Genomic DNA, 14,293 nt, shown 5'->3' on the forward strand with positions numbered 1-14,293 from the left:
CTCTAATCCAGCGGAAAATATTCGTAACAACGATTCCATCAAAGAAATCTTGTTGATTTTATGGTAAAATATGGTTAATAAAATAGGAAATAGGTACTTAAATGTCTTCAAAAGTTATTGTAACCATTTTCGGGGCCAGTGGAGATTTAGCCAAGCGCAAACTCTACCCATCCCTTTTTAGACTCTATAAATCAGGAAATCTATCTGAACACTTTGCGGTTATCGGAACAGCCCGCAGACCATGGAGCAAGGAATACTTTGAATCGGTCGTGGTAGAATCCATTACAGATCTCGCAGATAGCCCTCAACAAGCCCAAGAATTCGCGAGTCATTTCTACTACCAAAGTCATGATGTCAATGATACCGAACATTACATCGCTCTACGCGAATTGCAAAATAGCTTGGATGAAAAATACCAAACGGAACACAACAAGGTCTTCTTCTTGTCCATGGCTCCTCAATTTTTTGGAACCATTGCCAAACACCTCAAATCAGAAGGCATTGTGGATGGACAAGGCTTTGAGCGCTTGATCGTTGAAAAACCTTTCGGTACAGACCTAGAAACGGCTAGTCAGCTCAATAAGGAATTGGAAGAAACCTTTGATGAAGAGCAAATCTTCCGGATCGACCATTACCTTGGAAAAGAAATGATCCAAAATATCTTTGCCATTCGTTTCGGAAATCTTATTTTTGATAACCTTTGGAACCGAGATTTTATTGACAATATCCAAATTACCTTTGCTGAACGCTTGGGAGTTGAAGAACGCGGTGGCTACTATGATCATTCGGGGGCCCTTCGAGATATGGTGCAAAACCATACCCTTCAGCTTTTGTCTTTGCTTGCAATGGATAAACCAGCCACCTTTACTAAGGATGCGATTCGAGCTGAAAAAGTTAAAGTTTTTGAGCAATTGTACAATCCAACAGATGAGGAATTAAAGAAATTCTTTATCCGTGGTCAATACCGTTCAGGTACGATCGAAGGGAAAAAAGACATCTCTTATCGCAGCGAGCCCAATGTCGGCCCTGAATCTACTACGGAGACCTATGCTTCTGGGGCATTCTTTGTTGATAGCGATCGCTTCCGTGGAGTTCCTTTCTTCTTCCGTACTGGAAAACGCTTGACGCAAAAAGGAACCATGGTCAATGTGGTCTTCAAGCAAACCGACTCCATCTTTGGACATAGCTTGCAACCTAATGTATTGACCATTTATATCCAACCAAATGAAGGTTTCTCATTGAGCATCAACGGAAAAGAGGTCGGAGAAAAATTCAGTATCGCACCGATTTCCTTTGACTACGAAACAGATGCGACCGCAACTGGAGCTTCCCCAGAGCCGTATGAAAAATTAATTTTCGACGTTTTGAACAACGACTCAACCAATTACAGCCACTGGCACGAAGTCCGTGCTTCATGGCAATTGATTGACCGGATTGAAAAACTATGGGCCGAAAATGGAGCACCGCTCTATGAATACAAGTCTGGATCCATGGGACCAACTGCATCCGATGATCTCCTTGCAGAATACGGATCCGAATGGGTTTGGAAACCTGAACCTAAGAATTAAGGAAAGCCACCTTCGGGTGGTTTTTTTGATAGCGCAAGGAAACAAAAAGACAAATTGTCGGAATAACAATTTGTCTTTTTCTATTCGACTCTTAAATCAAGCCCTCCAGAAGACCTCTCATGAAGTTTTCTGAGTGGAATGGTCCGATATCATCAATCTTTTCTCCGAATCCAATCAACTTCACTGGGATGTCCAACTCTTCACGGATCGCAAGGACGACCCCACCTCGAGCCGTTCCATCGATCTTGGTCAATACAATTCCTGTCACAGGCGTAATTTTTGAAAATTCTTTAGCTTGCACCAAGGCATTTTGACCAGTTGATGCATCGAGGGCCAGCAAGGTTTCATGCGGCGCATCAGGTACCACTCGCTTGATAATCCGGCCGATTTTTTCAAGCTCCGCCATGAGGTTGTCCTTGTTTTGCAGACGCCCAGCCGTATCAATCATCAGAACATCGATGTTTTCAGCAATCGCGCGTTCCATTCCATCGAAGACGACGCTAGCAGGATCTGATTTTTCAGGACCTGTTACAACTGGAACATCTACACGACGTCCCCATTCTGCCAGTTGAGCCACTGCTCCTGCACGGAAAGTATCTGCTGCAACCAACATGACTTTCTTGCCTTCTTGTTTGTAGCGGTGGGCTAACTTCCCGATAGAGGTTGTTTTACCAACTCCATTGACCCCAACAAAGAGCATGACCGTAAGACCATCTTGAAAACGAATGGCTTCATTAAATTGGCCATCCTTTTCATACAAGTCCACCAATTTTTCGATGATCACGCGCTTGAGAGCATCTGGTTTTTTGGCATTTTCCAAACGGGCTTCATAACGCAACTCTTCGGTTAAATTAGAGGCAACTTGAACCCCAACGTCACTCATGATCAAGAGTTCTTCCAATTCTTCAAAGAATTCTTCATCGACTGAACGGAAATTGGCAAAGAAGGCATTGAGACGTGCTCCAAATCCAGTCCGCGTCTTTTTCAAGCTACGATCGTATTTTTCCTGAATGGTTTCTTGCTGAGGCTCAACCTCGTCTGGAATTGGCTCTTCTGCCTCTTCAACAGTCCTTTCCTCAACGGCTGATGCAGCTTCTCCTTCCGGAAGTCTGGACTCAGCTTCTGCTACTTCTGAAGTTTCCTCCACTTGAGCGATCGCTTCTGATACTTCAGGTTCTGAAACCTCATCCTGAGCGTCTACTAGTTCTGGAACCTCCTCTTCTGTCGTGCTCCCTTCTACTAGCTCAGCTTCAGATGATGGAGAAGCAATCGGTGACTCTTCTTCCAGTTCTGAACCGTTATCCCCATCTGCTTCCTCACCATTTTCAGTTTCTTCCGCTTCAATTTTCTCTTCTTCAAGAGGCTCAATCTCCTCCGTTTCATCAGCTAGTGGTGAAACTTCTTCAGGACTTGCCTCTGCTTGAGCAGGTTCAAAGACAACTGGAGACTCCTCTTCTGGTTCCTGATCTTCATGAGTCTCTGAAGTCACGATTTCTTCAACAAGAGGTTCCTCTGCCGGCTCTTCTTGAGCGACGGTTGAAACAGGTTGATGAGTGGCTGCAATTCGCGCTTTGAGCTCTTGGTAATAAGCCTCCATATCAGCGATTTTTTGCTCTTCCTTGTCATTTAAGGTAGCCGGTGGCTCCTCTTTGACAGTTTCTTCAACCTCAGTACTTTCCATCACTTCTTCCGAAGACGGAAGCACTTTTTCAGTTTCTTCTTTTTTTCCAAATAAACGATCAAATAATCCCATTTATTCACTCTCCTTTAGCACATAATTTTCAATTGCCCATGCGACAGCATCTTGGTCATTGGTAACAGGGGCCACAAGCGCTGCAACTTCCTTCACTGCTGGAATCGCATTGCCCATGGCAACCCCCAGTCCAGCCCACTGGATCATAGACAGGTCATTGGCTTCATCTCCACAGGCCATGACTTGATCTGCCTTAAGGCCCAAAATAGCTGCCAGAGCTGCTAAGCCCGTTGCCTTGTGAACATTTTTAGGGCACCATTCCAGCAACATTTCCCGAGATTTAAAAATTTCATAGTCTTGAAATAAGTCCGGCTTGATCTCCTTTATCGCTGCATCTAAAAAGTCTTGATCGACGGCTGTCACACACTTGTTGTAGGAAATCGTGGATGGCAGGTCTTTAAAATCTGTCTTAATAAAGTTCAGGTAGGGATTGTAAAGGGAATAGAGAGACTTTCGATCTGCATGAATCTCATAAACCGTTCCCTCACTGATAGCATCCAGCGGAAGGCCTAGAGGGGCTGTTTCATCATGAATGGTTGCGACATCTTCTGGCGCCAAGACAACTTTTGAGAGGATTTCTCCATTATTTCGCTGCACTAGACCACCGTTGAAGGTAATCGTATACTCTTCTTTGAGGCCTGCTGTTCCCAATTCTTCCAAAAGAAAATCCATGGCTTTCAAGGGACGACCAGTGGTTAGAACCACCTTGACACCTTGGGCCTGTGCAGCAGCGAGGGCTGCCCTATTGCGAGGGGAGATCTTTTTTTCTGAATTGAGTAGGGTCCCATCTAAATCCAGCGCAATCAAGGAAATCTGACTCATACAATTTCCTCCATGTAGCGTAGGACAGAACCAGTCGCATGGTGGCCGATGACTTTTTCAGCAATCGCTAAGATTTCAGGACGTGCATTTTCTGGCGCTACAGGATGGCCCACGACTTGCATCATATGGAGGTCATTTAAGTTATCCCCGAAAGCCATCACCTGATCCATCGAGATCCCTAGTTTATCCGCTAAGGCGGTAATGGCCACTCCCTTATCGACATAATCGAGGACAATATCTATCGATTCAAAACCTGTCGTCATCGCTTTGACACCAGGGATATTCTCAGTGACCCATTGTTCACCTTCAAGTACAAGAGCTGCATCAAAGTTGGTGGTCAATTTGAAAATTTCATCCTGAATATCTGCTAGGCTTTTCACTTTTTGAATATTTTCATTGTAATGTTGACTCAAGGCCAGATAGTCTGGATCTACTGTTTCTAAGACATAGCTCCCTTTTTTCCCAGTCAAAAGCAGTTTATTGGGGTCTGCATAAGGTGAGGATTTCAAAGCTTCAAAAACACCCAAATAAAAGTCTTTGGACATAGTCGCTTCGTAGAGATCTTCTCCATGAAATTCTACCACACTACCATTTTCAGCAATGAAAATCATCTGGTCCTCAAATCCTTTAAAGAGGGATTTGAGAGAAAGGAGGGCACGGCCACTCGCAGCAGCAAAATAGATGCCTTTTTCTTTGCAGCTTGCTAATACCTTGCGTAAAAGGTCTTGATCGTACTGATGTTGGTCATTTAGAAAGGTTCCATCCATATCCGTAGCGATCAATTTAATATCATTATTCTTCATTTTCTAAGTCTTTCAATTTTACTGAGACGATTTTAGAAACCCCTGATTCCTGCATGGTCACACCATAGATGGAATCTGCAGCTGACATGGTTCCCTTCCGGTGCGTCACGACAATAAATTGGCTTTCCTTATCAAAGCGGTTCAGATAATCCCCAAAGCGCTTGACATTGGCCTCATCTAGGGCAGCCTCTACCTCATCCAGAATGACAAATGGAATGGTCTTAACACGAATAATCGAGAACAAGAGAGCCAAGGCAGACAAGGCCTTTTCTCCACCACTCATAAGGTTTAAGGATTGGATCTTTTTACCAGGTGGCTGTACAGAAATTTCAACACCAGCTGTCAGAAGATCTGGCTCTGTCAGAATCAAATCAGCAGAACCCCCACCAAACATTTGACGGAAAGTGACTTTAAAGGATTCACGAATGGCTTCAAAAGTTGATTTAAAGCGTTCCTTGACTTCGTCATTCATGTCGTTGATGGTAGACAGAAGCATGTTTTTCGCAGCCAAGACATCCTCACGCTGGCTGGAAAGGAAATCAAAGCGCCCCTTCACCTCGTCGTACTGCTCGATCGCATCCACATTGACTGGACCAAGTGCCTTAATATCTTTTTCGATGCTCTTGAGCTGGTTTTCAGCTGCTGCAAGATTTTCAACAGGTTTGGCCTGCTCTTTGGCTTGGTCAAAGCTTTGCATGAATTCATCGGTAATTTGCGTTAAGAGCTTGTTCAAACGATCCGCATGCTTTTCACGTGTCGCTTCAGCCTTGGCTTGTTGACGAATCCATTCTTCGTTTTTCTTGCGAGCTTGTTCCATCTGTTCTGCCACATCTTCGGCCTGTCCTTCCAAATCATCCAGCTCAAATCGTTTCCGAATGACCCCTTGTTCCAAGTCCGTTTTCTTGGCTTGTGCCTGCGTCAATTGGTTGTCTAGCTGCTCCACATCAACTGTCTGGACTTTGGCCTCGCCTTGTTCAATCAGCAATTGCAACTGATGCTCTTCTACTTCCAACTGGGAGATCGTCTCTTCCAAGCGACGAGCATCTGTTTGCTCGTAGCTTTGTTGGCTCAACCATTCCGTCTGTTGAAGTCGCAATTCTGCCAATTGCTCTTGCAAGTTTTGTACTTTTTGTTGCAGAACGTCTTTGTCCGACTTCATGGTTTCAATGTCGCGATTCAAATTTTCTTTTTGAAGCTCAATTTCTGCCAATTGCTCAGTAAGGGACTCCAGCTCCTCTTGGAGAGACTGGGTCGCATCTGTTGCCAATTCTGACTTCAAAGCTTCTAAGAGCTCCTGGATTTCTTTCAGTTGCTCTTGGCTTTGTTGGTAGGCCAATTGGGCCCGCTGTTGCTCCAGGCGTGCTTGCTCACCTTGATTTTGAATAGAAGCCAGGTATTCTTGCGCCTGCTTGAGCAGATTGTCCTTGGTTTCTACTTCCTGCTCAGCTTCTCTCAAACGAGCATCCAGAGCTTGCATTTCCTGCTTCAAACTATCCAATTCTGGTTTGACAAAGACCGTATTTTGAGAGCGATTGGCACCACCGGCATACGATCCTCCGGTCCGCAATTCGGTCCCATCCAAGGTCACCATCCGAACTTGATAGTTGACTTTACGAGCCGCCTCACGCGCATGCACCGTCGTGTCAAAGATAGCCGTTACGCCAAGCAAATTTTGGAAAATCTGTTCAAAACGATGCTCATAGGTCACTAAGTCACTCGCAATTCCTAGAAATCCTGGACTGGTTTGAATCAACTCCAGATTACGAGGAGAAAGTTGACGGGCTTTGATGGTCGTGAGCGGAAGGAAAGTTGCCCGTCCTAATCGATTGCGTTTCAAGAAATCGATCGCTCGCGTTGCAGCCTTTTCATCCTCGACAATGATCTGTTGGCTGCTAGCTCCCAGAGCAATTTCAAGCGCCGTCTGGTAGTCTTTTGAGAAACTCAAATTCTCACTAACAGCCCCACAGATGCCTCCTAATCGTTCTGCTTCTTGCAAAACGCTCTTGACGCCTGCATAGAAGTTACTATGGTTCATCTGAATAGCTTCCAAGCTATTGATTCGCGCCCGCTTGTTCTTGCTCTCATCCATCAAGTCAAACATGGCCGTCTGAGCCTCTTGGTAGGCAACTTTGGCCTGCTCCACTTTTACTAATTGCTCTTGGTATTCTGCTAATAGACCTTTGACCGTCGCTTGTGCCTGATCCAACTCTTCTAATTGGCGAACTTCTTTTTCCTTGGCAGCTTCAAAATTTGTTTGCGCCTTGGTCAAATCCTCTTGACGATGGCTAGATTCTTGCAGGAGTGCTTGGATCCGACTCTCAATGGCTGTCCGTTCATTCGATTTTTCAGCCTCCGTCTGTAAGAGCGCGACATACTGCTCCCGCAAATGCTCAATGACTTGTTCCGGATCTTCTTCGTAGTTGGCTAATTCTTTTTCCAACTCTTCTTGTTGCTGACGGTTCTCTGTCAGCCTTTGTTGAAGCACAGCTAGCGTCTCTTGTTTTTGAGCCAGCTCTTGTTTCGCTTCTTCCAGACGGGCTAAAACAGCATCCAACCGCTCAAGATTTTCCCTGCGACTATGGGCTGCTTGACTCGATTGCAACTTAGCTACTTCGATTTGCTTTTCCAAATCGCTGATCAAACGAGTAACCTCAAGCAAGCTGGCCTGGTCCTCAGCTAAACTCTCATCCAACTGATGGCGGGCTTTCTTGATACGTACATTATCTTCTTCTAAGACCTGACGACGTTGGTAATAAGAAGCCAACTGTTCTTGAATGGCCTTTTCTTCTTGATCAGCCTTTTCATAAAGGTCCTTTGTCAAATCGACTTGAGCAACTAAAACATCCAGCAAGAGAACCTGCCGTTCTTGGTCTAATTCCAAGAAACGGCGAGCGACAGTCGCTTGCTTTTCAAGAGGTTGGATTTGTCCTTCTAATTCATAGAGGATATCCTCCAGACGGTCCAAATTCTCCTGGGTTTGGTTGAGTTTGGTTTCGGTTTCCTTACGCCGCGTCTTAAATTTCAAGACACCAGCAGCTTCTTCAAAGATAGCCCGGCGTTCTTCCGGTTTGGAGTTAAAGATCTCCTCTACCCGTCCTTGGGAGATAATAGAGAAAGAATCACGTCCCAATCCCGTATCCATGAACAAATCATGCACATCTCTGAGACGAACCTTCTTGCCGTCGATCTTGTACTCGCTGTCTCCTGAACGATAAATATGCCGTTCGACACGAATTTCTTTCCCTGCCTGCTGGATAAAACCATCTTGGTTATCTAAGACAACTGTGACACAGGCATAATTCAGCGGTTTACGCGATTCTGTCCCTGCAAAGATGACATCGGGCATCTTGCCCCCACGTAGACTCTTGACACTGGATTCCCCCAGGGCCCAGCGCAAGCTCTCCGTGATATTTGATTTTCCAGATCCATTAGGCCCTACAACAGCAGTGACCCCTTTGTCAAATACGACTTTTGTCTTATCCGCAAAGGATTTAAAGCCTTGGATTTCAATCTCTTTTAGATACATGGCCCATCATTCCTCGTTTCAACTGCATTGCGGGCTGCTTCCTGCTCCGCTAACTTCTTGGAACGACCATGACCATGTCCCATCGTTTGACCGTTCACGAATACTTCTACTTCAAACTCTTTCGCATGAGCTGGACCGGACTCGCTAACCACTTGGTATTGGATCTCCACATCTCCGTGAACCTGTAACAGTTCTTGCAGGCGGGTCTTGTAGTCAATGACTTGAGAAAATTGACCCGTTTCAACCTTTGGAATCATGACCTGGTAGATGAAGCGTTTGACTGCTTCCACTCCTTGATCCAGTAAAAGAGCACCTAAAAAGGCTTCAAATAAATCGCCAAGAATCGTATCGCGGTCCCGACCACCAGATTTTTCTTCGCCCTTGCCTAGTTTGATGAAATGGTCAAATTGGCAATCCCGAGAAAAACCAGCCAGACTTTCTTCACGGACAATCATAGAACGGAATTTGGACAAATCTCCCTCCGGTCTGTTGGGGTGTTCCTTATACAAATATTCGGAAATAACTAATTGAAGAACAGCGTCTCCTAAAAATTCCAAACGTTCGTTATGTGAAATTTTTAAGAGGCGGTGCTCATTGGCATAAGAGGTATGCGTAAAAGCTGTATCTAATAAACTGCTATCTGAAAAAACGATCTGAAACCGTTCCGATAACAGGGCTTGTAATTTCTCCATGGGAAGCCTACTTTCTAATAAATTCATACTCTTAAGTATACCAAAATTTTAAAACGATTACCATTAGATATCCATTAGATACAGTTGATTGCTTTTATTATATTTTAGGTTTGTTTGGATATCGATCCAATAAGTTGAATACCACGTTTTGTAAGTTTGCTCCATGAATTTTAAGTTTCTTCAACTTTCGCATTTCTATATCTTACCAACTTAATGCCCACTTCTTATAGTGAATTTTATTTCTTTACCTCGTTATTATTTCATTCCCCTTCGTTATTTGATATAATTAAAACAAAAAAGTTTGGGATTGAAATAATAATAAGGAGTATTACTATGAAAATAGGAGTTAGAAAACCCAGTCTTTCAAAGAGTTTAAAAGCTCGGACAACATCGAAATTAAAGAGACAGGTGAAACGAGCAATCATTCCAACATACGGCCAAAAAGGGACAGGCCTTATTAAAGATCCTAAACGTGCAATATACAATAAGGTATATAACAAAACTACTGTGGATGCTTTCAGCAGTGTTAAGAAAGGAAATATAAATTACCAACGAACAAATCGTGGTCTTTATACATATAGAGGGGCAAAGGTATATCCAGCTTCTTCTTGGTATTTTCCTGTAGGATTATCTGCATTTTGTAGCCTTTTATACTTTACCCTCAACCCTGTTATCGCTTGTATTTTTTTGATTATCACACTCATTCTCTTTGTTAAGAAAATAAAAAATAATCCTTTCAAGACGCAAAAGGATATACAAGAAATGTTAGAAAAGATAACTGAGTTAGAACAATGATATAATAGGTACATATCACAATAAGAGATATTTAATAAAAGATGGATCAACTCTTAAATATACTTTAATCTTATTTAAGAGTTGATCCTTTTATAGAAAACTAAAAATCCTAAAGTAGATCGCTTATTAAAATTTCCCGAAGCGTAGTCAAAAACGTATTCAGTACATGAAAGCTCTTGATACACAAGGGTTTTTATTTTTATACAAAAAAGAAGCACGAACGCACTTCTTTTCCTAGTTCTAGGGCCTGAATTCTCCAATTTTAATCAGAATTTTCTTCTGTTGGATTTTCAGGCTTATTAGGGATCACTTTTAAGAGATAATAGGTGATAAAAATCGTCAAAGCCCCTAAAGCAAGCTTCACCCAAATAATCGGTGCCAGATAGATCGAAATCCCCATCAGAATGTAGATCTGAAGAAGGATCCATTTCTTCCGTTCTTTGGCAATCGATTTAGTCTCTCGGTAATCCGCTACATAGGTTTGATAAAGCTTGGTTTGGTAGAGCCAAGTTTCAAAGCGTTTGGAACTTTTAGCAAAGCAGGCCATAGACAGCAGTAAAAAGGGGGTCGTCGGTAAAATCGGTAAAGGAATCCCAATAATTCCTAATCCCAAAGACACAAAACCAATCGTAAGATAAACAAGGCGCATTTACTTCTCCTTCACACAATACAATTTTCGAACCTTTTCAGTAAACAAAAAAAGAAAAAACTACATCTATATTTAAAAAAGGAAGCAACTAACAAGGTGACAGTTGCTTTTCTCTATTTTATATCTTCGTCAAAGGGGTCGCGGTATCTGGCGAGGTATCTAACACCTCAAAATCATGGCCAACAGCTAGATCTGCTCGAGCCAGTTGATTCTCCATGGTCATATGGGCCAATTCTTTGATATTGTTCTCTTTTGACAAATGTCCCAGATAAATCTTTTTGGTGCGATTTCCCAAGGTCCGGATCATGGCATCCGCACCGTCTTCGTTAGAAAGGTGGCCTAGGTCTGACAAGATCCGCTGCTTCAAGCGCCAAGCGTAAGAACCTGCTCGAAGGATCTCTACATCATGGTTGGACTCAATCAAATAGCCATCCGCATCCGCGACGATACCTGCCAAGCGATCACTCACATAGCCCGTATCCGTCAGCATGACGAAGCTCTTGCCATCCTTCATAAAGCGATAGAATTGAGGGGCAGCAGCATCGTGACTGACCCCAAAACTTTCGATATCGATATCGCCAAATGTCTTGGTTTTCCCCATTTCAAAAATGTGCTTTTGAGCATCATCGACCTTTCCTAGATACTTGGTGCCTTCCATAGCCTTCCAAGTTGCTTCATTAGCATATAGATCCATGCCATATTTCCGCGCTAAAACACCCACACCATGAATATGATCTGAGTGTTCGTGCGTAATCAAAATGGCATCTAAGTCTTCTGGTTTGCGATCAATTTCAGCCAATAGTCCCGTAATCTTTTTCCCTGATAGCCCTGCATCAATAAGCAGTTTTTTCTTTGGTGTCTCAAGGTAGAAAGAATTCCCACTAGAACCTGAAGCTAAAATACTATACTTAAATCCCTCTTCTGTCATTGACTCCTTATTCTTCCTCTTCTGTATCCCAGTCGTCTTTAATAGCATCTTTGTCGTACGGCAAGACAATGGTAAAGGTAGATCCCTTGCCATATTCACTCTTGGCCCAAATAAAGCCTTTGTGTTGCTTAACGATCTCCTTAGCAATGGCTAAGCCCAGACCAGTCCCACCTTGGGCCCGGCTACGCGCCTTATCCACTCGGTAAAAGCGATCAAAAATGCGTGGCAAGTCTTTCTTGGGAATCCCCAAGCCCTCATCTGAGATGGAGATAATCAACTGGGCATCTGTTGTTCTCATCCCTACCTTGATCTTTCCACCATCAGGTGAGTACTTGATGGCATTGTTCAAGATATTGTCGATCACCTGGGTCATTTTATCCGTATCAATTTCAACCCAGATCGGGGTGATCGGGTATTCCCGGATCAGTTCATACTTCTTGGTATCTTCTTGCGATTGACTCTTGATCTTATCAAACCGATTTAAAATAAAGGTGATAAAAGCCGTAAAGTTGGTCAACTCGATCTCCAACTGACTGGTTTCATTATCAATTCGTGACAAGCTCAATAGATCTGTGACCATGCGCATCATGCGGTTGGTTTCATTGAGTGAAACTTTGACAAAATCTGGTGCTACCGGCTCTGACAAAGCGCCATCGTCTAGGGCTTCCAGATAGGATTTCACACTGGTCAAAGGTGTTCGCAGTTCATGACTCACATTGGAGACAAAGAGGCGACGTTCCCGCTCTTCCTTGTCCTGCTCTGTCGTATCGTGCAAGACAGCTACCAGACCAGAGATAAAACCTGACTCGCGACGAATCAAGGCAAAGCGCACACGAAGACTTAAGTATTCTCCATTTTCATCCTGGGAATCGATGGTCAACTCTGGTACTTCTGTAATCAAGCTTCGCAGATCATAGTCATCTCCAAGCGAAAGCAAATCTAGAATACTGGTATTGAGTACCTCATCTGGATTAACATTCAATTGCTTGGCTGCCATTTCATTAACCATGATGATCTGACCGCGTCTGTTAGTCGCAAGCACCCCATCTGTCATGTAAGAAAGGATACTGGTCAAACGCTTGGTTTCTTGTTCCAAGTTTTCATGCGTCAGGCGAATAACCTCAGACAGATCATTGATACTATTGGTCATATCCGTCAGTTCTGGACTTCCTTGCATGTCGACCACTTCTGAATAGTCCCCTGCAATCAGATCTTTAATTTTGGAGTTTAATTGTCTGAGCTTGATATTGTCCCTACGGTTTTCTAGCAAAAGCAAGGCTACCACAATGATAAACCCAACCGTAATCAGAACAAAGACAAAGTTCGACGACATTACAAATTGTTTTAGTTGATCAATCATTGTTTCTCATATAATATCCAACACCACGGCGAGTCAAGATATATTCTGGACGTCCCGGTGTGTCCTCGATTTTTTCACGCAAACGACGAACCGTCACGTCCACTGTCCGAACATCACCAAAGTAATCATAGCCCCACACCGTCTCAAGAAGGTGCTCACGGGTCATCACTTGACCAACATGGGTCGCAAGGTGATAGAGCAATTCAAATTCGCGATGGGTCAAGTCCAATTCTTTGTTGCCTTTTTGAACCAAAAAAGCATCTGGAAGAATGTGAAGATCACCAATGACAATTTCCGTATCGGCATCATTTTCAAGCTGAGGATCAGCCGCAAACTCAGAACGACGCAACAAGGCTTTCACACGCGCTTGCAATTCCCGATTCGAGAAGGGTTTGGTTACATAGTCATCCGCACCGATTTCAAGCCCGATGACCTTATCAAATTCCGTATCCTTAGCAGATAGGACAATGATCGGCACATTGCTGGTCTTACGAATCGTCCGCGCCACTTCCAAACCATCAATCTCTGGTAACATCAAATCTAGAATAATAATATCCGGATTTTCAGCCGCAAAGACCTCTAAAGCTTCCCGACCATCAAAGGCTGTCAATACCTCATAGCCTTCTTTTGCCATGTTAAATTTGATAATATCTGAAATTGGTTTTTCATCATCAACTACTAATATTTTTTTCATCTTACATACCTGTTTCTAATGCTACTTTTCCTTATCAATCTCTATCTTCTTATTATATCAAACTTATGAAGAAATGTGGAGTCTCAATTGCTGGACTTTCCAATAAGACAAAGCAAAAAGACTGAGATCATGAAATCTCAATCTTTTTATTTTTTCATTATTTCTCAAAACGTGATTTGTTGGAGATATCAGCTAGGATTGCTGCTACATACTCATCATGTTTAAACATTAAAACGGTATCTACTTTCAGAGGAGATATCGTTTTTCTTCTTCGGATAAGGATACAAAAATTTCTGCCCTCACTATCTTTTAAATTGATTGAGTTCTTCAGAGAAAGACTGTAAACTTTTTGATATAATATCAAGGATGGACTGATGGATATTTAAAAAATTATGTTCAAAAGAATGACAGGTGAGAATTAAAAATATGTAAGATTGGACAGAGGTCTCTCTACCATCGTCTATGCAGAAACAAGATTATATGAAATAAAAGGAGTAACCAATGACCGGAAACTATTCAACACGTGAATACCGTGAAAAATTATATGATGATCTTCATGTTCGATTAAGAGATACTGCAATTTTAATGTGTGCGATTTTTATTGCCTCTATAGGTCTAAATATGAATTCAACAGCTGTTATTATTGGAGCCATGCTGATTTCCCCTCTTATGACACCGATTGTTGGACTGGGATTCGGTTTAG

Annotated in this window: 11 protein-coding genes and 1 pseudogene; 3 read left to right on the forward strand and 9 right to left on the reverse strand. The window is 43.0% G+C overall.

Annotated elements, in window-relative coordinates; genetic code table 11:
* The first annotated feature begins 101 nt into the window (after positions 1-101).
* The gene (gene zwf, locus HMPREF2832_RS08615) at positions 102-1,568 is read left to right on the forward strand and encodes a glucose-6-phosphate dehydrogenase (RefSeq protein WP_070506680.1); all 1,467 of its coding nucleotides are present in this window, start codon (positions 102-104) and stop codon (positions 1,566-1,568) included.
* Between the two features lie 91 nt (positions 1,569-1,659).
* Here zwf and ftsY read toward each other — a convergent pair whose 3' ends face one another.
* Genes ftsY through rnc form a run of 5 tightly spaced genes read right to left on the reverse strand, consistent with a single transcriptional unit; the run spans position 1,660 to position 9,164 of the window.
* The gene (gene ftsY / locus HMPREF2832_RS08620) at positions 1,660-3,321 is read right to left on the reverse strand and encodes a signal recognition particle-docking protein FtsY (protein WP_070506684.1); all 1,662 of its coding nucleotides are present in this window, start codon (positions 3,319-3,321) and stop codon (positions 1,660-1,662) included.
* Entirely contained in the window at positions 3,322-4,143 is an 822-nt protein-coding gene (locus HMPREF2832_RS08625) for a Cof-type HAD-IIB family hydrolase (RefSeq protein WP_070506689.1), read from the reverse strand. It lies immediately after the preceding gene.
* Positions 4,140-4,946, reverse strand: coding sequence for a Cof-type HAD-IIB family hydrolase (locus HMPREF2832_RS08630; protein ID WP_024054730.1), 807 nt, complete (start codon positions 4,944-4,946; stop codon positions 4,140-4,142). The genes HMPREF2832_RS08625 and HMPREF2832_RS08630 overlap by 4 nt, the downstream gene beginning before the upstream one ends.
* Complete coding sequence (gene smc / locus HMPREF2832_RS08635) at positions 4,936-8,472, reverse strand: chromosome segregation protein SMC (protein ID WP_070506692.1); 3,537 nt, start codon at positions 8,470-8,472, stop codon at positions 4,936-4,938. The genes HMPREF2832_RS08630 and smc overlap by 11 nt, the downstream gene beginning before the upstream one ends.
* Positions 8,463-9,164, reverse strand: a complete 702-nt coding sequence (gene rnc, locus HMPREF2832_RS08640) for a ribonuclease III (RefSeq protein WP_070506695.1) — start codon at positions 9,162-9,164, stop codon at positions 8,463-8,465. The genes smc and rnc overlap by 10 nt, the downstream gene beginning before the upstream one ends.
* Before the next feature lie 333 nt (positions 9,165-9,497).
* Between rnc and HMPREF2832_RS10420 the strand changes: the two genes are divergently transcribed.
* Entirely contained in the window at positions 9,498-9,959 is a 462-nt protein-coding gene (locus HMPREF2832_RS10420; protein WP_173018703.1) for a hypothetical protein, read from the forward strand.
* Between the two features lie 262 nt (positions 9,960-10,221).
* On the opposite strand, the gene HMPREF2832_RS08650 is transcribed toward HMPREF2832_RS10420, so the two are convergent.
* The 4 genes from HMPREF2832_RS08650 to yycF all read right to left on the reverse strand — a co-directional run bounded on the left by HMPREF2832_RS08650 (position 10,222) and on the right by yycF (position 13,590).
* Entirely contained in the window at positions 10,222-10,608 is a 387-nt protein-coding gene (locus HMPREF2832_RS08650; protein ID WP_070506699.1) for a YbaN family protein, read from the reverse strand.
* 118 nt (positions 10,609-10,726) lie between these two features.
* Positions 10,727-11,536 (reverse strand): MBL fold metallo-hydrolase, encoded by an 810-nt coding sequence (locus HMPREF2832_RS08655; RefSeq protein WP_023918725.1) that lies wholly within the window; start codon positions 11,534-11,536, stop codon positions 10,727-10,729.
* A gap of 7 nt (positions 11,537-11,543) precedes the next feature.
* On the reverse strand, positions 11,544-12,896 hold the full coding sequence (gene vicK, locus HMPREF2832_RS08660) for a cell wall metabolism sensor histidine kinase VicK (protein WP_070506703.1): 1,353 nt from the start codon (positions 12,894-12,896) through the stop codon (positions 11,544-11,546).
* Positions 12,889-13,590: a response regulator YycF gene (gene yycF, locus HMPREF2832_RS08665; RefSeq protein WP_024054739.1), complete on the reverse strand. Its 702-nt coding sequence runs from the start codon at positions 13,588-13,590 to the stop codon at positions 12,889-12,891. Before yycF ends, vicK begins: the two co-directional genes overlap by 8 nt.
* A 501-nt stretch (positions 13,591-14,091) precedes the next feature.
* On the opposite strand from yycF, the pseudogene HMPREF2832_RS08670 reads away from it, so the two are divergent.
* Positions 14,092-14,293, forward strand: a pseudogene (locus HMPREF2832_RS08670) (TIGR00341 family protein); the annotation flags it as partial.

The organism is Streptococcus sp. HMSC073D05 (assembly GCF_001812015.1).
GTDB lineage: Bacteria > Bacillota > Bacilli > Lactobacillales > Streptococcaceae > Streptococcus > Streptococcus parasanguinis_D.

Coding starts and splice junctions, on each gene's coding strand:
- HMPREF2832_RS10420 (WP_173018703.1), top strand. CDS start 9,498: ATGAAAATAGGAGTTAGAAAACCCAGTCTTTCAAAGAGTTTAAAAGCT.
- HMPREF2832_RS08650 (WP_070506699.1), bottom strand. CDS start 10,608: ATGCGCCTTGTTTATCTTACGATTGGTTTTGTGTCTTTGGGATTAGGA.
- smc (WP_070506692.1), bottom strand. CDS start 8,472: ATGTATCTAAAAGAGATTGAAATCCAAGGCTTTAAATCCTTTGCGGAT.
- HMPREF2832_RS08630 (WP_024054730.1), bottom strand. CDS start 4,946: ATGAAGAATAATGATATTAAATTGATCGCTACGGATATGGATGGAACC.
- vicK (WP_070506703.1), bottom strand. CDS start 12,896: ATGATTGATCAACTAAAACAATTTGTAATGTCGTCGAACTTTGTCTTT.
- HMPREF2832_RS08625 (WP_070506689.1), bottom strand. CDS start 4,143: ATGAGTCAGATTTCCTTGATTGCGCTGGATTTAGATGGGACCCTACTC.
- zwf (WP_070506680.1), top strand. CDS start 102: ATGTCTTCAAAAGTTATTGTAACCATTTTCGGGGCCAGTGGAGATTTA.
- ftsY (WP_070506684.1), bottom strand. CDS start 3,321: ATGGGATTATTTGATCGTTTATTTGGAAAAAAAGAAGAAACTGAAAAA.
- yycF (WP_024054739.1), bottom strand. CDS start 13,590: ATGAAAAAAATATTAGTAGTTGATGATGAAAAACCAATTTCAGATATT.
- rnc (WP_070506695.1), bottom strand. CDS start 9,164: ATGGAGAAATTACAAGCCCTGTTATCGGAACGGTTTCAGATCGTTTTT.
- HMPREF2832_RS08655 (WP_023918725.1), bottom strand. CDS start 11,536: ATGACAGAAGAGGGATTTAAGTATAGTATTTTAGCTTCAGGTTCTAGT.